Origin of the sequence: Streptomyces johnsoniae (genome assembly GCF_031845565.1) — a bacterium.
Lineage (GTDB): Bacteria > Actinomycetota > Actinomycetes > Streptomycetales > Streptomycetaceae > Streptomyces > Streptomyces johnsoniae.
Genome location: NZ_JAVREV010000002.1, coordinates 567,819 through 583,883 on the forward strand (window position 1 = coordinate 567,819; position 16,065 = coordinate 583,883).

Below are 16,065 nucleotides of genomic sequence, written 5' to 3' on the forward strand. Positions count from 1 at the left end.
GCACAATCCGGAGTGAGCACCGTTGGCAGCCAGTTGGGTGGTGAGTTCGGTGGAAGACGAAGAACAGCCAGATGACATCAACAACATCATTGGCGGCATCGCCCCTGATTGGGGCCCGTTCGGTGCGGTGGGCGACTCGGCCCGGACGATGATTCAGGTGATCATGGCGCTGGCCATTCTCATCTGCCTGGGCATCGCGATCTGGGGCGCGGCCAAGCAGCGCATCGGGTCGACGGCCATGCGCGACTCGTTCAGCGCCGAGCAGGGCAAGGGGCTGATCGTGGCCGGTCTGACCGGGGTGTTCATCATCGGGTCGCTCGGCACGCTGTTCACCATCATCTACGGCATGTCCATTTAGGCAGTTGCGCATGCGGGGATGGCGCATGGGGCGCCGCGTGGCGGTCGTCGCGGTGACCGGGGCGCTGGCCGCGGGGTGCAGCATCGGCCCCGCCGCCGACCGGGCGGAGCGGGAAAGCTCGTCGGCCCGGCCCACGCCGACCGGAGATCCGTCCGTGCCGGAGCCGGGCGGTGACGCGACCGAGGACGCCAGGCCGGGGCCGAGCCCCGCGCCCGCGACGGGCACCGCCACCGCGACGGACACCGAGGCCACGGGCCTCACCGGTGCGTGCTGCGTGGCGGGCCTGCCGGACAGCGAGGATCTGCTGGTCGGCTCCGGCGACACCGTTCTGCTGCACCGGGCGGACGGCGACGGTGAGTTGGCGGAGATCGGCACGGTGCCGGGCGAGCTGCTGGCCCTCGCGGTGCCGTCGCAGGCCACCGGCAACCAGGTGAGAGTCGTCGCCTTCTATGCCGGGCCCGAGGGCGGCGAGATCGTGAGCTACCTGTACTACCCCGATAAGGACTCGGACCCCTGGGGCCAGAGTGGCTCCACGCTGCTCCGCGAGCCGATCCCGCTCGGCGGGGATGCGGGGCGTGGCGGTGCGGTGCTGGCGTTCGGGCCGGACGGCGAGCTGTACGCGGGCACGGGTGACGCCGGGGACCCGGAGCTGGCGGCCGACGAGACGTCCCTGGCCGGGAAGATCCTCCAGATCGATCCGAACCAGAGCAGGCAGCAGCCCACCGTTCACTCCCCCGGCCCTTACACCGACGTGCGCGGCCTCGCCTGGGACGGCGACCGGATGTGGGCCGTCGACGCGGGCGAGGACGGCGGGACGCGGCTCTTGTCCGTGGTGCCCGGGGGCGAGCCGGTGGAGAAGTGGGAGACCGCGGACGAGGCACCGGCCGGGCTGGCCGCCTCCCGCGGGTCTCTGTGGATGCCGGGCTCCGACGGCGGGCAGCTGTGGCGCATCCCGTTGAACGGGGGCACCGGTCTGGTGTCTGACCCGCAGGAGGTGCTCGACGTTACGGAGCCGCGCGGTATCTTCCCCGTCGCGGGGAGCGATGAGCTGCGGCTGCTGTCGGGCGACGACCTGGTGCGGCTCGACGTCACCTAGGGCCCGGGGCGGCGCCGTGTCGTTCCTGGGCAGCTCCGCGCCTCTTCCGAATGCACGTCGTAGCGTCGGCGGCCGTCCGGTGCCGGGCGGGCGGCTGACGAGGGGTTTTCCGGCGGCGGCGGGGAACGGGCGCGCGGCTGCCCGGCGTTCGGGCGGGGTCGTGCGGCCGGTGTGCCACACGGTGTCCACACCGTGTCAACACAACTGCCCCATGATCGGGTGGTCGCCATCGCCGCGCCTGCCGCCCAGGGGGTCCCGTTGTCCGCCACTCGTCGTCAGTTCCTGGCCGGTTCGGCCCTGACCGCCGCCGCGGGCGGTGTGACCGCCGCGCTGCCCAGCACCCGTGCGGAAGGCGCGGACAGCGCGGAGCGCGCGGAGCGCGGTGCCGAACGCCACGGCCGCCCGCCCAACTTCGTGGTCGTCCTCGCCGACGACCTCGGCTGGGGCGGTCCCGGCGCGTACGGGCAGCGCCTGGTCAGCACCCCGCGCCTGGACCGGCTGGCCGCCGAGGGGCTGCGCTTCACGCAGGCGTACTCGACCGCCGCCGTCTGCGCGCCGTCCCGCTGCTCGCTGCTGACGGGCCTGCACAGCGGGCATGCCGCGGTCCGCGAGAATCCGTTCAACGGGCCGCAGGGCTCGCTCGGTGACGACGACACCACGTTCGCCGAGGTGCTGCGGGCCCGCGGCTACCGCACCGCGTGCATCGGGAAGTGGGGATTCGGCCCGGAGGAGGCCGCGCAGCCGAGCCACCCCAACGCCCGTGGCTTCGAGGAGTTCTTCGGCTACCTCACGCACGGGCACGCGCACGAGTACTTTCCCACCCACCTGTGGCACAACGGGGAGCGCGTCGAAGTGCCCGAGGGCGCGTACGCCGTCGACCTGATCGAGGAACGCGCGCTGGCGTTCCTCGACACGCACGCCGGCGCGCACGCCGACGCGCCGTTCCTGCTGTTCCTGGCGCCCAACGTGCCGCACGCGCCCAGCGAGATCCCGGATCTCGGCGAGTACGCCGACCGGCCCTGGAGCGAGGCCGACAAGGGCCACGCCGCGCAGATCACCCGCCTCGACACGCTGGTGGGCGCGGTGCTGGACCGGCTGCGGCGCCTCGGTCTCGACCGGCGCACCCTCACGCTCGTCACCAGCGACAACGGGCCGCACGAGGAGGGCGGTACCGACCCGGACCTGTTCGATCTGAACGGCCCGCTGCGCGGCTACAAGCGCAACCTGTACGAGGGCGGGGTCCGCGTTCCGCTGCTGGCGTGGCAGCCGGGCACGGTCGAGGCGGGCGCGGTCAGCGAACGGCCCACACAGCTGACGGATCTGCTGCCGACGCTGGCCGACCTGGGCGGCGCCCCCGCGCCGCGCGACATCGACGGCCTGTCCGTCGCCGGGCTGCTGGGCCGCGGCGGGCGGCCCGCGCGGCACGGGCACCTGTACTGGTACCGCAACGACCCCGGCTCGACGCGCCGGGCCAACGCGGAGGACGGCGGCCGGATTCTCAGACTTGGCGAGGCGGTGCGGCGGGAGGACTGGAAGGCCGTCAGGTTCGCGCCCGCCCGCGACCGCACGGCGCCGGACGAGGAGTGGCAGCTGGAGTTGTACGATCTGGCCGCCGATCCGGGCGAGACGACCGACCTCGCCGCGGCCCATCCGGCGCGGGTCGCCGAACTGACGGCGCTGCTGCGCGAGTCGTGGGTGGCGGACTACCGGCGGGAGGGCTTCGGCATCCGGGTCGGCGCGCCCGGTCTTGCCCTGCCTGGCGAGGCGTTCGACGTGACGGTGACCCTCACCAACGCGACGGCCGCGGCCTGGACCGACGCCCGGCTGCGGCTGACCGTTCCCGAGGGCTGGCGGCTGCGGCCGCTGTCGCCGGTGGCCGCGCGCCGTCTTGCGCCCGGGGCGGCGCTGACCGCGGTCTGGCGGGTCTTCCCCGGCGCGCGGCCGGCCGCGGGTTCGTGGCAGGTGCGCGCCGAGGGCGCGGCGCGGAACGGCCGCACGCCGGTGCGCTACACCGGCGCCCGTACCGTTCGCACGCCGCCGCCCGCGCCGGTCGCGGACGCGTATCTGTCCGATCTGGACTGGGTGTCGGCGGCGAACGGCTGGGGTCCGGTGGAGATCGACACGAGCAACGGCCGCAAGGAGGCGGGGGACGGCACCCCGATCAGCTTCGGTGGCATCGTGCACGCCAAGGGCCTGGGCGTGCACGCGCCGTCGGAGCTGGTCTACTACCTCGGCGGCCGGGCCGCCCGCCTGACGGCCGTGGTCGGCATCGACGACTTCTCCGCGCGCCAAAGCCCGGCGGGCGCCACGGTCGCCGAGGTGTGGGGTGACGGGACGCTGCGCTGGGCGAGCGGCACGCTGACGGCGGCCGGCGGGCCGCGCGCCGTCGAGGTGGACGTGACGGGGGTTTCACTGCTGCGGCTCGTGGTACGCGACGCGAACGGCGACAACTCCTACGACCATACGTCGTGGGCCGCCGCCCACCTCCGGGTCGCACACGCGGCCGAGTAGCGTAGTGCCGTTCGAACGGGCTGGCGGGTCGCGGACCCAGGGACGGGAGGACGGCGGGCATGCCGCAGATCAACGCCGATCGGCTGGAGTGGGTCAGGGCCGAGGTCGAGGACGGCAGCGACGAGCACTGCTTAGAGGTGGCCGCGGGCGACGGGGACCTCATCCACATCAGGCAGACGGACGAGCCGGACCGGATCGTCACCACGACGCGGGCGAAGTGGGACGTCTTCGTACTCGGCGTACGGGACGACGAGTTCGACCACTTCGCCGAACCCTGACGAGCGCGACCGGGCGACCGGGCGACAGCGAGTCAGAACCTCAGAACGACAGGCCGCGCACGGCCAGGTCGAGCAGCGCGAACGCGAACAGGCTGATGGAGACGAAGCCGTTGACGGTGAAGAACGCCCGGTTCACGCGGCTGAGATCGTCCGGACGGACAATCGCGTGCTCGTAGGCGAACGCCGCGGCGACCACCGCGAGCCCCGCCCACAGCAGCGGCCCGCCGTCCGTCGCGACCGCGTACCAGACCAGCAGGCCGAGCGTGACGACGTGGCAGGCGCGCGCGCCGTACAGCGCGCCCGCGATGCCGAAACGCGCCGGGACGGAACGGACCCCGTGCGCGCGGTCGGCGGCCACGTCCTGGCAGGCGTAGATCAGGTCGAAGCCGCCGATCCACAGGCCCACCGCGAGGCCGAGCAGCGCGGCCTCCCAGGACCAGGCGCCGGTCACCGCGAGCCAGCCGCCGATGGGGCCCATGCCCTGGGCGAGGCCGAGGATCGCGTGCGGGAAGTCCGTGAAGCGCTTGCCGTACGGGTAGACCACCATCGGCACGACCGCGAGCGGCGCCAGGGCCAGACACAGCGGGTTGAGCAGCGCGGCCGCGCCGAGGAACACGGCGAGCGCGATCAGCGCGCCCGTCCACGCCGTCCGCACGGACACGGCGCCGGTGACCAGCTCACGGCCCGCGGTGCGCGGGTTGCGCGCGTCGATCTCGCGGTCGATGATCCGGTTGGCCGCCATCGCGAACGTGCGCAGGCCCACCATGGCGATGGTCACCAGGAGCAGCGTGAGCCACCGCACGCCCCCGTCGTCCCCTTCGCCTCCGCCGCTTTCGTCATCGAGCCACATCGCGGTGAGCGAGGCGATGTAGGCGAACGGCAGCGCGAAGACGGAGTGCTCGATCATCACCAGGCGCAGGAACGCCCGCACGCGCCCCGTTCCCTGCCCCGAGCTGCCGGTGACGGGCGACGCCTCGGCCGTCACAGCCCGTATTCCTTCCAGCGGCGGGTGACGCGTTCGGCGATGTCCGGATCGGAAACGATCTCCCGCGGCCAGCCGCCGTCGCGCGTGTAGCCCTCCTCGGGCCATTTGGCGGTGGCGTCGATCCCCGCCTTGCCGCCCCAGAACTGCTGGTACGAGGCGTGGTCGAGGTGGTCGACCGGGCCCTCGGTGAGCAGCACGTCACGGGCGTAGTCCACGTTCCCCAGGGCCCGCCAGGCGACCTCCTGGAGGTCGTGGACGTCGCAGTCGGAGTCCACGATGATGACCAGCTTCGTCAGGGACATCATGTGGGCGCCCCAGACCGCCGACATCACCTTTTGCGCGTGCTTGGGGTACTTCTTGTCGATCGACAGGATCGCGCAGTTGTGGAAACCGCCGGCCTCCGGCAGGTGGTAGTCCACCACGTCCGGAATGATGATCTTGAGGAGCGGCAGGAAGAACCGTTCCGTGGCGCGGCCGAGCGGCCCGTCCTCGGTCGGCGGGCGGCCGACGACGATCGACTGGAACACCGGCCGCTTGCGCATCGTGACGCAGTCGATCGTCAGCGCGGGGAACGCCTCCTGCGGCGTGTAGAAGCCCGTGTGGTCGCCGAACGGGCCCTCCGGCAGCATCCGGCCCGGCTCCAGCCAGCCCTCCAGCACGACCTCGGCGTGCGCCGGGACCTGGAGCGGCACGGTCACGCAGTCCACCAGCTCGACGCGCTTGCCCTGCACGAAGCCCGCGAACAGGTACTCGTCGATATCGCCCGGCAGCGGCGCGGACGAGGCGTAGGTCACAGCGGGCGGGCAGCCGAAGGCGATGGCGACGGGCAGCTTCTCGCCGCGCCGCGCCGCGACCTGGTAGTGGTTGCGGCTGTCCTTGTGGATCTGCCAGTGCATGCCGATGGTGCGCCGGTCGTGCCGCTGGAGCCGGTACAGGCCCAGGTTGCGCACCCCGGACTCCGGGTCCTTGGTGTGCGTCAGCCCGAGGTTGAAGAACGAGCCGCCGTCCTCGGGCCACGTGAACAGGGCCGGCAGCCGGTCGAGGTCCACGTCCTCGCCCTTGACGACGATCTCCTGCACCGGCGCGTTCTTCACCTTCTTCGGCGGCACGTGCGACACCGAGCCGAGTTTTCCGAAGGCTTCGCGGAAACCCACGAAGCCCTGCGGCATCTCCGGTTTCAGCAGGCCGCCGATCTTTTCCGCGATGTCGTCGTAGGAGGCCAGGCCCAGCGCCTTCAGCAGGCGGCGGTCGGTGCCGTAGACGTTCATGGCCAGCGGCAGGTCCGAGCCCCTGACGTTCTCGAAGAGGAGCGCGGGACCGCCCGTCTTGTTGACGCGGTCGGTGATTTCCCCCACTTCCAGGTGCGGATCGACCTCGGCCTTGACCCGTTTGAGGTCGCCGTCCCGCTCCAGGGCCTTCAGCAGGGCACGGAGGTCGTCGTATGCCATGCCGCTCAGTATTGCGGACGCATTACCCTGGCTTTAGTCAGGGGGCCTCACCTTCCGGCCCGGCTCACTTCGTCCAGGGGGACTACCATGCTGAGGGTGCTGCTGTTTCTGGTACCGCTAGCGCTGGCCATCTACGCCCTGGTGGACTGCATCAGCTCCAAGGATGAGGACGTCAAGCATCTGCCGAAGCTGGTGTGGATCCTGCTCATCGTGCTGGCCTGGGTCATCGGGCCGCTCGCCTGGATCTTCGTGGGGCGCAAGCGCGGTGTGCCCGGCCGGGGCGGCGTGGGCCGCCGCGGCGGCGGAGGATGGGTCGCCCCCGACGACAATCCCGAGTTCCTGCGTTCGCTGAACGACGAGCCCGGGCCGCCGCGTCCGGAGACCGCGCAGGAGCGGGAGCTGCTGGAGAGCTGGGAGGAGGACCTCCGCCGCCGCGAGGAGGATCTGCGGAAGGGCGAAGGCGGCGACGAGGACAATCCGCCCGGCGGCAAGGGCTGACCAGGCTGACCACCCCTTCCGACCGCGAGAAGGCCCCCGCCGACCGGCGGGGGCCTTCCGCTTCCTTGACCGTGCTGCCGTGCGGGCCGCGCTGCCTTCCTGACCGCGCTGCCGTGCGGGCCGCTCAGACGCCGCCGTAGGAGTGCAGGCTGTCGAAGAAGATGTTCACGCCGTAGTAGTTGATCAGGAACGCGACGAAGCCGGCGATCGCCAGGTAGGCGGCCTTGCGGCCCTTCCAGCCCGCGGTGGCCCTGGCGTGCAGGTAGGCGGCGTACGCGACCCAGGTGATGAACGACCAGACCTCCTTGGGGTCCCAGCCCCAGTAACGGCCCCACGCGCTCTCCGCCCAGATCGCGCCCGCGATGATCGTGAACGTCCACACCGGGAAGACCGCCGCGTTGATGCGGTAGGCGAACTTGTCCAGCGAGACGGACGAGGGCAGCCGTTCCAGCACCGAGGTGGTCAGCGGCCGGGGGGTGCCGCCCGCGGCGATCTTCGCCTCGTACCGGTCGCGCACCAGGAACAGCACGCTGCCGACCGCGCCCACGTAGAAGAGGCCGCCGCACAGGATCGCGAGCGGCACGTGAATCCACATCCACACGGAGTCCAGCGCGGGCACCAGTTGCGCGCTCTCCGTGTACAGCACGGTGGTCGCGAGCCCGAGGTCGAGCAGGACGGTGGTGACCAGCGGCAGGCCGAGCCAGCGGACGTTGCGCCGCGCGGCGAGCAGCGCCAGGAACACGCCGACGACCACCATCGAGAACGCGGTGGAGAACTCGTACATGTTGCCCCAGGGCCCGCGTTCCACCGAGATGGCGCGGACGACCACCGCGGTCAGGTGCATCAGGAACGCGAGGACCGTCAGGGAGATGGCGATCCGGCCGTACATGTCGCCCTGCTCGTCGCCGCCCGCGGCCCCCGGGCCGTCCGGCACCGCGTCGCGGGCCGGCGTGGCGGAACGGGTGACGACCTTCGGCGGGTCGAGCACGCCGGTGGCACCCGCCTTGCGGACGGTGACCACCGGCCGCTGTGCCGGGACCGCGGCCTCCGCGGTGTCCCGTTCCGCGGTCAGCGCGGCGGCCGTGCGGGCCACCTTGCTGCGGCTGCCGAAGATCCACTCGGTGGTGAAGGCGAGGAACGCCAGGACGTAGACGGCCATCGACGAGTAGACCAGCAGATTGCTGAGATCGGCGAGGCCCTCGTCTGCGGCGGCGAGAATCATGAGCGTGCTCCTTCCGCGGCTGCGGACTCGGCGGGTTCATCGGGGCCGCCGTCCGGCAGGACGGGGGCGCTGTGCGTCAGCGCCGCGGCCAGGGCGGCCAGCTCGGCGGGGATCTTGGCGGATTCGGTGCGCCCGAGCGAGGCCATCTCGACGACCGTGCGGCCGTCCGCGTCCGTTCTGGCGCGCACCCACAGCCGGCGGCGCTGGAGCAGCAGCGACGCGGCGAGCCCCGCGACGGCGGCCAGTGCGCCGCCGAGCGCCCACTCGTTGCCGGCCTTGGTGGTGATCTGGAAGCTGGCCCACTGGTCGAAGCGCTCGAAGGTGAGCGTGCCCCGCCCCTCGGGCAGGTCGATGGACTCGCCGGGCAGCAGGTCGAAGCGGAACAGGTCGCCGGTGCCGTCCTGCAGCTGCTCCATGTTGGTGGTGTCGAGCTGGTACACGTTCTGCGGCAGCCCGGAGTTGATGCCCAGGTCGCCGTGGAACGCGTTGAGGGTGAGCACCGGCAGGTCGGGCTCGGGGAACGTGGAGTGCGGGCCGCGCACCTCGTCGATGGCGTAGGTGGGGTTGAAGAAGCCCTGGAAGCCGAGCTGGTCGCGCTCGCCGTCCGGGCCCACGTAGTCGCTGACCTTGATCACGCCGGTGGAGGTCAGCGCGTTGTCCTGCGGGATGAACGGCACCGGGCCGCTGAACGCCACGTTCCCCTCGGCGTCGGTGACGGTGACGACAGGGGCGTAGCCGTGGCCGAGCAGCCGTACCCGGGAATCGCCGACGTGCAGCGGGTCGTTGACCTCGACCTCGGCGGGCGTCTCGTTGCCCTCCGCGTCCCAGTAGGTGATGTCGGCGCGGAACTCGGTGGGCGTGCCCAGGTCGACGCGCTCGCGGGAGAAGTCGGCGTGGAAGGCGTCGAGGCGGAAGCCGAAGGGCTCCAGGTCGTTCACGTCGAAGAGGGTGCCGGACTCGTAGTCGTCGTACTGCGGCAGGACGTTGGAGAAGCCCTGGTCCTGCACGACCAGCTTGCCGCCCTCCGAGTAGTAGAGCCGCCCGACGGCGAACGCGACCAGCATGACGATCAGCGCCAGGTGGAAGGCCAGGTTCCCCGCCTCGCGCAGGTAGCCCTTCTCCGCGGCCACGTGGACGGCGCCCGCGGCGTCCTCCCCGCGGTCGGTACGGAACCGCTTGCGCTTCAGCAGCTTCCCCGCCGCCCCGACGACGTCCTCCGGCGCGGTGTCGGTGCGCCACGTCGTGTAGGCGGGCATGCGGGTCAGCCGCCGCGGCGCGCGCGGCGGCCTGCCGCGCAACTGCCCGACGAACTGCCAGGTGCGCGGGACGATGCAGCCGATCAGCGAGATGAACAGCAGCAGGTAGATGGCGGAGAACCACACGGACGAGTAGACGTCGAACAGCTGGAGCCGCTCGTAGACGTCGGAGAGGCCGGGGTTGTTCGCGCGGAAGTCGTCGGCGAGCAGCGAGTCGACGTCGTCCTGCGGGATCAGCGAGCCGGGGATCGAGGCGAGGGCCAGCAGGAACAGCAGGATCAGCGCGACGCGCATCGACGTCAGCTGCCGCCAGAACCACCGCGCCCAGCCGGTGAGTTCGCGGCCGAACCAGGCCGCCGCGCCGCGGGCCCCCGGCTCGCGGGCGCCACCGAACGAGCCGCCGCCCGCGGCCGGCTCCTCGGCGCCCTCGACGGGCGCGGTGGACAGGCCGGCCGCCGCGTCGGCCTCGTCGGCCGCCTGCCCGGCGGTGGCGGTGGCCGGCCCGGTCCGGGGGCCGGCCTGTCGGTCGTCGTCGCTCATCGCTGTCAGATCCAAACTTGGAAGTTGGCGGACCACACCTGCATCTCGTAGACGAGATCCCCCCAGATTCCGGTGACGAGCAGCAGCCCGGTGACGACGAGCATCCCGCCACCCAGGCGCATCACCCACACATAGTGCCGCTTGACCCAGCCGAACGTGCCGAGGGTCCGCCGGAAGGCGAGCGCGGCCACGATGAACGGCAGCCCGAGGCCGAGGCAGTAGGCCAGCGAGAGCAGCGCGCCGCGGCCCGCGGTGGCCTCCGTGAACGCCAGGGTCTGCACGGCGGCCAGCGTCGGCCCGATGCACGGCGTCCAGCCGATGCCGAAGACGAGCCCGAGCATCGGCGCCCCGGCGAGCCCGATCGCCGGTTTGATGTGGAAGCGGAACTCCCGCCGCGCCAGCCGCGGCACCAGGCCGGTGAACAGCAGGCCGAGGACGATCGTGAGCACCCCGGCGATCTGGGTGAGGCCCTTCTGGTGCTCCAGCAGCTCGTTGCCGACGTTCCCGAAAAGGGCGCCCATGGAGATGAAGACGGCGGAGAAGCCGAGCACGAACAGCAGCGCCCCGGTGAACATCCGGCCGCGCCGCGCCTCCTTGAGGTCGGCGCCGCCCACGCCGGTGACATAGCTGAGGTATCCGGGCACCAGCGGCAGCACGCACGGGGAGAAGAACGACACGAGGCCGCCGAAGAGGGCCACGGGCAGCGCGAGGAGCAGCGCGCCGCTGAGGATCGTCTCGTTGCCGTTCACACCCGGGTCACCCCTCCGCCAGCACCGGGGCGAGCGCCTCGGTGAGCGCCTCCTCGCTGAGCGCGGTCAGGGCCCTGGCGGCGATGCGGCCCTCCGGGTCGATGATGAGCGTGGAGGGGATGGTCTGCGGATTGAGGCTGCCGCGGGGGAACTCCAGCAGCAGCCTGCCGTCCGGGTCGTAGAGGCTGGGGTAGGTCACTCCGTGGTTGTCCTCGAAGGCCACCGCGTTGGCCCTGGAGGGGTCGCGGGCGTTGATCCCGACGAACTGCACGCCCTGGTCCGCCGTGGCCTCGGCCACCCGCACCAGGTCGTCGGCCTCCGCGATGCACGGCGCGCACCACGAGCCCCAGACGTTCAGCACGACGACCTGGCCCCGGTAGTCGGACAGGGCCAGTTGGTCCCCGTCGACGGTCTCACCGCTCAGATCGGGAACGTCCTGCCGCTCCTCGGGGGGCACGTGCGTGATCTCACCCGTGCCCTGGACGATGTTGGTGTCGCCGCCCGAGGGCCCGGCCCCGTCACCGGTGCAGGCCGTGAGCGTCAGCACCCCGGTCACCGCCCCGGCCAGGGCCACCTTGACAGCCCGGAACTGGATCATGTGAAAAGTTTCCCATGCGCCCACGGACGATCTTCTCCGCCCCCCTTGTCCGGATTGGCACGCTGGTCAGGCGCCGTATCCGCGGGCGCCCTTCACGGGCCGCGCACCGGCCCGCAGGTGCACGGGCACCAGGTCGAGTGCGGGTTCCGTGTAGGTGACGGCCACGAGATCGTCGGCCACGAAGGTGAAGCTGGTCAGCGAGGCGAGTGTGCACTGCCGCTTACGCGGGTCGTGCCACAGGCGGCGGCGCTCCACCGAGCCGCGCAGCGTCCAGATCGGCAACTGGTGGCTGACGGCGACCGCCTCGTGCCCGCGGGCCGCGTCCCGCGCCCCGGCCAGCGCCTCGCGCATCCGCACCGCCTGCTCGGCGTACGGCTCGCCCCAGGACGGGCGGAACGGGTTGCGCAGCAGCGGCCAGTTCGCCGGGCGGCGCAGGGCGCCGTCGCCGACGCCGAACTCCTTGCCCTGGAACGCGTTCCCGGCCTCGATCAGCCGCGCGTCGGTCGCCACCTCAAGGCCGTGGGCCTCGGCGACCGGCTCCGCCGTCTCCTGGGCCCGCTCCAGCGGCGAGGCCACCACGTGGCGGATGTCACGCCCGGCCAGGTGCTCGGCGACCCGGTCGGCCATCCGCCGCCCGAGATCGGAGAGGTGGTAGCCGGGCAGCCGGCCGTAGAGGACGCCCTCCGGGTTCGCCACCTCGCCGTGCCGCATCACGTGGACGACGGTCCGCTCGCCGCTGCTGCTGCTCATGTTCCCGTTCCCGCCCGTGTCCGTTATCGCGTCGCCGCTCATGACGCGCCGGCCTCGGCCGCCGCCCTGGCCGCGGCCGGCAGCGCGGCGGCGATGCGTTCCATGGCCCGCGCGTCGTGGGCGGTGGAGACGAACCACGCCTCGAACGCGGACGGCGGCAGGTGCACGCCGCCCGCGAGCATCGCGTGGAAGAAGGCCGTGAAGCGGTGCGTCTCCTGCGCCTTCGCGGAGGCGAAGTCCGTGACGGCGCCCTCCCGGAAGAACACGGAGAACATGTTGCCCGCGGCCGACACCGTGTGCGCGACGCCCGCCCCGGCCAGCGCCTGCCCGACCAGCGCGCGCAGTTCGGCGGAGACCGCGTCCAGCCGCGCGTACGCCGCGTCGTCGAGCAGCCGCAGCTGCGCGAGGCCGGCCGCGACGGCCACCGGGTTCCCCGAGAGCGTCCCCGCCTGGTAGACCGGCCCGGCCGGGGCCAGCTGCGCCATCACCTCGGCGCGCCCGCCGAAGGCCGCGGCGGGGAAGCCGCCGCCCATCACCTTGCCGAAGGTGATCAGGTCGGGCACGACGCCCTCGATGCCGTACCAGCCCTGCCGGCCGACGCGGAAGCCCGTCATCACCTCGTCGGAGATCAGCAGCGCGCCGTGCTCGCGGCACAGGTCGGCAAGCCCCTGGTTGAAGCCCTCGCGCGGCGGCACGACCCCCATGTTGCCCGGCACCGCCTCGGTGATCACGCAGGCGATCTCGCCCGGGTGCGCCGCGAAGGCGGCGCGCACGGCCGGCAGGTCGTTGTAGGGCAGCACGACCGTCTCGCCTGCCTGGGCGCCGGTGACGCCGGGCGTGTCGGGCAGGCCGAACGTGGCGACGCCCGACCCCGCGGCGGCGAGCAGCGCGTCGACGTGCCCGTGGTAGCAGCCCGCGAACTTGATGACCTTGGCGCGGCCCGTGAAACCGCGGGCCAGCCGGATCGCGGACATGGTCGCCTCGGTGCCGGAGGAGACCAGGCGCACCCGGTCCACCGGCGTCACGCGGGCGACGATCTCCTCGGCCAGCTCGACCTCGCCCGGCGTGGGCGTGCCGAAGGAGGTGCCGCGCGCGACGGCGGCGAGCGCCGCCTCGGTGACGGCGGGATGGGCGTGGCCCAGGATCATCGGCCCCCACGAGCACACCAGATCCACGTATTCCCGGCCATCCGCATCGGTGAGGTACGGACCGGAGCCGGAGACCATGAACCGGGGCGTACCGCCCACGGCGCCGTAGGCGCGGACCGGAGAGTTCACGCCACCGGGGGTGACGCGGGCGGCACGGGCGAAGAGCGTCTGGGAGACTGTGGCTTCATAGGATTGAGTCACGCGGTCCATGGTGACATTCAGCCCCTTACAGCTCGGTGTCAGGGCGTTTCGCAGCCGTCTGGCGGGGGAGGTGTCTGAAACGATGATCGGGTTGCGCGGCGGGGGTCGCGAACAGTCAGGTGGTGACATGCAGCGCGGAGGCGACGTCGGCGAGGGAACCGGGGGCGTCGGTCCTGAGCCCACGCCGCGCGCACGGTCCCGACGCGGACGGCACCGCCGGAAGGCGGAGAACGGCGATTTCGAGTTCCGTGGCCGAGGCGGCCGAATGGCCGTGACCTACAAGTACTTCGGCGCCCCGGACGGGGCCACCGCGGCCCGCGTGCCGCTGTCGATGCGGCCGGAGGAGCTGGGCGGGGACGAGCTGGGGCAGGGCATGTTCACGCGCATCAAGCCGGAGACGATGGCGGCGATGGTGCTCACCGGCATCGAGGGCATACCGCTGCACCGCGTGCCCCCGCTGGAGCTGGTCGTGCTGCACCCCGACTACGCCGTGGTGAAATTGCCCACAACCGTGGTGGACCCCCTGCGCGGCATCGGCGACGAGACCGTCGGCGCCGCCGCGTTCATCTGGTCGACGGTCCCCGACCGCAGCGGCCCGAGCGACGCGTTCGGCGTCTACAAGCTGCTCAACGAGTGGCAGGACTTCTCCCGCCGCCTCCACGAGGCCGGCCACCAGCCGTACTGCCTGGTCTGGCCCTGACCCACCGGGGAGATTCCCGGCATAGCCCCCGTACCGCGGTCCTTGGGCGGACGGGCGGCTGATCTCTGCGGTAGACATGGTCCTGTGCCGCGAGTGATGCCGAGGAAACCTGGGAGGCGACGCGTGCAGCGCACGATGGCCGTGAGGTGGGCCGGGCTCGCCCTGGCCGCCGTATGCGGGTTCGCCGCCTGTACCGCCGACGGCGATGCCGACGACACGGCGGACTCCGGCACCCCCGGGGGCTCGCAGGGCTCCGCCCAGCCCGGCAGGTACTCGGGCCTGCCCGAGCCGTGCGGCGCGGTCAACGGCGACACGCTGCGCGATCTGCTGCCCGGGGCCGAGGCCGAGGTGTACGCGGGCGAGCCGATGGTGACCTACGACACCGGCCGTCGCGTCGGCTGCGAGTGGAACAACACCGCGGACTCCGGCACCCAGCGGCTGGCCGTGGACTTCCAGCGCGTCATCTCCTACGACCCGGACGTCAGCGACGACGACCAGGCCGCACTCGACTTCGAGGAACGCGCCTCCGACGCCGGCCTCCCCGCCGCCACGCCCCCGGCCGAGGACACCGGCGCCCCCAGGACCCTCGACGGCATCGGCCAGGCCGCGTTCATCGACGACCGGCAGACCGGCACCGACCCGGGCGAACGCCGGGAGATCACCCTGGCGTTCCGCAACGCGAACGTGATCGTCACCGTCACCTACACCGTGTCGACCCCCATGACCGACCTCCCGCTGGACAGCACTCAGCTACAGCAGCGAACGCAGACCGTGGCACAGCAGCTCGCGGAGGGCCTCGACGGCTGAGCGCGCGCCTGCCCCGGCCGCACCCGCGGCCGGGCGTACCGTGGCCTGGCAACGTAACCGGTAACTGGAGCGAAGAAAACATGGACCGTAAAGCCTCGCGGCCCACCTCGCGATTCGCCGTGCGCGCGCTCGCGTGGGCGGCCCTGCCCGTCATGCTCGTCGCCGGCTGCTCATCCGACTCGGGCGACGACACCACGGACGACGAACCGGCCCCGTCCGCTTCGCCGACCCCCGACCCGGTCCGGTTCGCCACCCTGCCCGAGCCCTGCTCGACGGTCGGCGAGGAGACCGTCGGGGAGACGGTCCCCGAAGCCGACCCCGCGGCCGGCGAGACGCTCAGCTCCAGCGACACCTCCGCCTCTGGCGCCTGCCTGTGGAGCGGCCTGGACGACTACCAGTTCCGTTCGCTGACCGTTGCGCTGCGCCGTTTCGACTCCGACCTCTCCATCGGCAGCGGCGACGAGCGCGCCGGGGAGTACCTCCAGCAGATGGCCGAGGAGGTCTCAGGCGACGACGCCAACCGGGACGTGGAGTCGGCCGAGCTGGCCGAGACCGGCGACGCGGCCGTCACCATGGGCTACTCGGTGACGAAGGAGTCGGAGGACGGCGAGCAGGACTACCGGCAGCACCGGGTCGTCGCCCGCACCGGCAACGTCGTCGTCACCGTGGACTACTCCGGCGCCGGCTTCGAGGGCGACGACATGCCCGGCGCCGACAGCGTGCGCGAGGCCGCCGAGACCGCGGCCCGCGAGGCGGTCGCCGCGGTCGACGCCACCGAGGGCGCGGCGAACGACGAGGGCGGCGAGGAGCAGCAGGAGCAGGAGGAGCAGCAGGAGGCCGACGGCGGGCAGGGCGACGAGCCACCGAGCAACGACGACCTCTGACGGGCACCGCGGCGGCCCGCCCCGACGCCCCGTCAA

Annotated in this window: 16 protein-coding genes; 8 read left to right on the forward strand and 8 right to left on the reverse strand. The window is 72.4% G+C overall.

What is annotated here, in order from left to right:
* Window positions 1–49: 49 nt before the first annotated feature.
* The 4 genes from RM779_RS05780 (at window position 50) to RM779_RS05795 (ending at window position 4,243) form a co-directional block, all read left to right on the forward strand.
* Entirely contained in the window at window positions 50–358 is a 309-nt protein-coding gene (locus RM779_RS05780; protein ID WP_077060651.1) for a hypothetical protein, read from the forward strand.
* 25 nt (window positions 359–383) lie between these two features.
* Complete coding sequence (locus RM779_RS05785) at window positions 384–1,454, forward strand: PQQ-dependent sugar dehydrogenase (protein WP_311616429.1); 1,071 nt, start codon at window positions 384–386, stop codon at window positions 1,452–1,454.
* Between the two features lie 258 nt (window positions 1,455–1,712).
* Window positions 1,713–3,965 (forward strand): sulfatase-like hydrolase/transferase, encoded by a 2,253-nt coding sequence (locus RM779_RS05790; protein WP_394813231.1) that lies wholly within the window; start codon window positions 1,713–1,715, stop codon window positions 3,963–3,965.
* Window positions 3,966–4,024: 59 nt separating this feature from the next.
* A complete protein-coding gene (locus tag RM779_RS05795; RefSeq protein WP_311616432.1) occupies window positions 4,025–4,243 on the forward strand; it encodes a DUF397 domain-containing protein in 219 nt (72 codons plus the stop codon).
* A 40-nt stretch (window positions 4,244–4,283) separates the two neighbouring features.
* On the opposite strand, the gene mqnP is transcribed toward RM779_RS05795, so the two are convergent.
* Entirely contained in the window at window positions 4,284–5,228 is a 945-nt protein-coding gene (gene mqnP, locus RM779_RS05800; RefSeq protein WP_311616435.1) for a menaquinone biosynthesis prenyltransferase MqnP, read from the reverse strand.
* Entirely contained in the window at window positions 5,225–6,676 is a 1,452-nt protein-coding gene (locus tag RM779_RS05805; RefSeq protein WP_311616436.1) for a menaquinone biosynthesis decarboxylase, read from the reverse strand. The genes mqnP and RM779_RS05805 overlap by 4 nt, the downstream gene beginning before the upstream one ends.
* An 87-nt stretch (window positions 6,677–6,763) precedes the next feature.
* Between RM779_RS05805 and RM779_RS05810 the strand changes: the two genes are divergently transcribed.
* Window positions 6,764–7,174: a PLD nuclease N-terminal domain-containing protein gene (locus tag RM779_RS05810; RefSeq protein WP_311616437.1), complete on the forward strand. Its 411-nt coding sequence runs from the start codon at window positions 6,764–6,766 to the stop codon at window positions 7,172–7,174.
* A gap of 124 nt (window positions 7,175–7,298) precedes the next feature.
* Here the strand turns inward: RM779_RS05810 and ccsB are convergent, their stop codons facing one another.
* The 6 genes from ccsB to hemL all read right to left on the reverse strand — a co-directional run bounded on the left by ccsB (window position 7,299) and on the right by hemL (window position 13,647).
* Window positions 7,299–8,396, reverse strand: a complete 1,098-nt coding sequence (gene ccsB / locus RM779_RS05815) for a c-type cytochrome biogenesis protein CcsB (protein ID WP_311616438.1) — start codon at window positions 8,394–8,396, stop codon at window positions 7,299–7,301.
* Window positions 8,393–10,192 (reverse strand): cytochrome c biogenesis protein ResB, encoded by a 1,800-nt coding sequence (resB, locus tag RM779_RS05820; RefSeq protein ID WP_311616439.1) that lies wholly within the window; start codon window positions 10,190–10,192, stop codon window positions 8,393–8,395. The genes ccsB and resB overlap by 4 nt, the downstream gene beginning before the upstream one ends.
* Before the next feature lie 5 nt (window positions 10,193–10,197).
* Window positions 10,198–10,941 (reverse strand): cytochrome c biogenesis CcdA family protein, encoded by a 744-nt coding sequence (locus RM779_RS05825; protein ID WP_311616440.1) that lies wholly within the window; start codon window positions 10,939–10,941, stop codon window positions 10,198–10,200.
* 7 nt (window positions 10,942–10,948) lie between these two features.
* Window positions 10,949–11,539: a TlpA family protein disulfide reductase gene (locus RM779_RS05830; protein ID WP_311616441.1), complete on the reverse strand. Its 591-nt coding sequence runs from the start codon at window positions 11,537–11,539 to the stop codon at window positions 10,949–10,951.
* A gap of 66 nt (window positions 11,540–11,605) precedes the next feature.
* Entirely contained in the window at window positions 11,606–12,289 is a 684-nt protein-coding gene (locus RM779_RS05835; RefSeq protein WP_311616443.1) for a histidine phosphatase family protein, read from the reverse strand.
* Between the two features lie 38 nt (window positions 12,290–12,327).
* Window positions 12,328–13,647 (reverse strand): glutamate-1-semialdehyde 2,1-aminomutase, encoded by a 1,320-nt coding sequence (hemL, locus tag RM779_RS05840; RefSeq protein ID WP_077060640.1) that lies wholly within the window; start codon window positions 13,645–13,647, stop codon window positions 12,328–12,330.
* A gap of 118 nt (window positions 13,648–13,765) precedes the next feature.
* Here hemL and RM779_RS05845 point away from each other — a divergent pair, with 118 nt between their 5' ends.
* The 3 genes from RM779_RS05845 (at window position 13,766) to RM779_RS05855 (ending at window position 16,029) form a co-directional block, all read left to right on the forward strand.
* Window positions 13,766–14,338: a hypothetical protein gene (locus RM779_RS05845; protein ID WP_077060639.1), complete on the forward strand. Its 573-nt coding sequence runs from the start codon at window positions 13,766–13,768 to the stop codon at window positions 14,336–14,338.
* A 123-nt stretch (window positions 14,339–14,461) separates the two neighbouring features.
* Window positions 14,462–15,145, forward strand: a complete 684-nt coding sequence (locus RM779_RS05850) for a hypothetical protein (RefSeq protein ID WP_311616446.1) — start codon at window positions 14,462–14,464, stop codon at window positions 15,143–15,145.
* 80 nt (window positions 15,146–15,225) lie between these two features.
* On the forward strand, window positions 15,226–16,029 hold the full coding sequence (locus RM779_RS05855) for a DUF3558 domain-containing protein (protein ID WP_311616448.1): 804 nt from the start codon (window positions 15,226–15,228) through the stop codon (window positions 16,027–16,029).
* The last annotated feature ends 36 nt before the right edge of the window (window positions 16,030–16,065 follow it).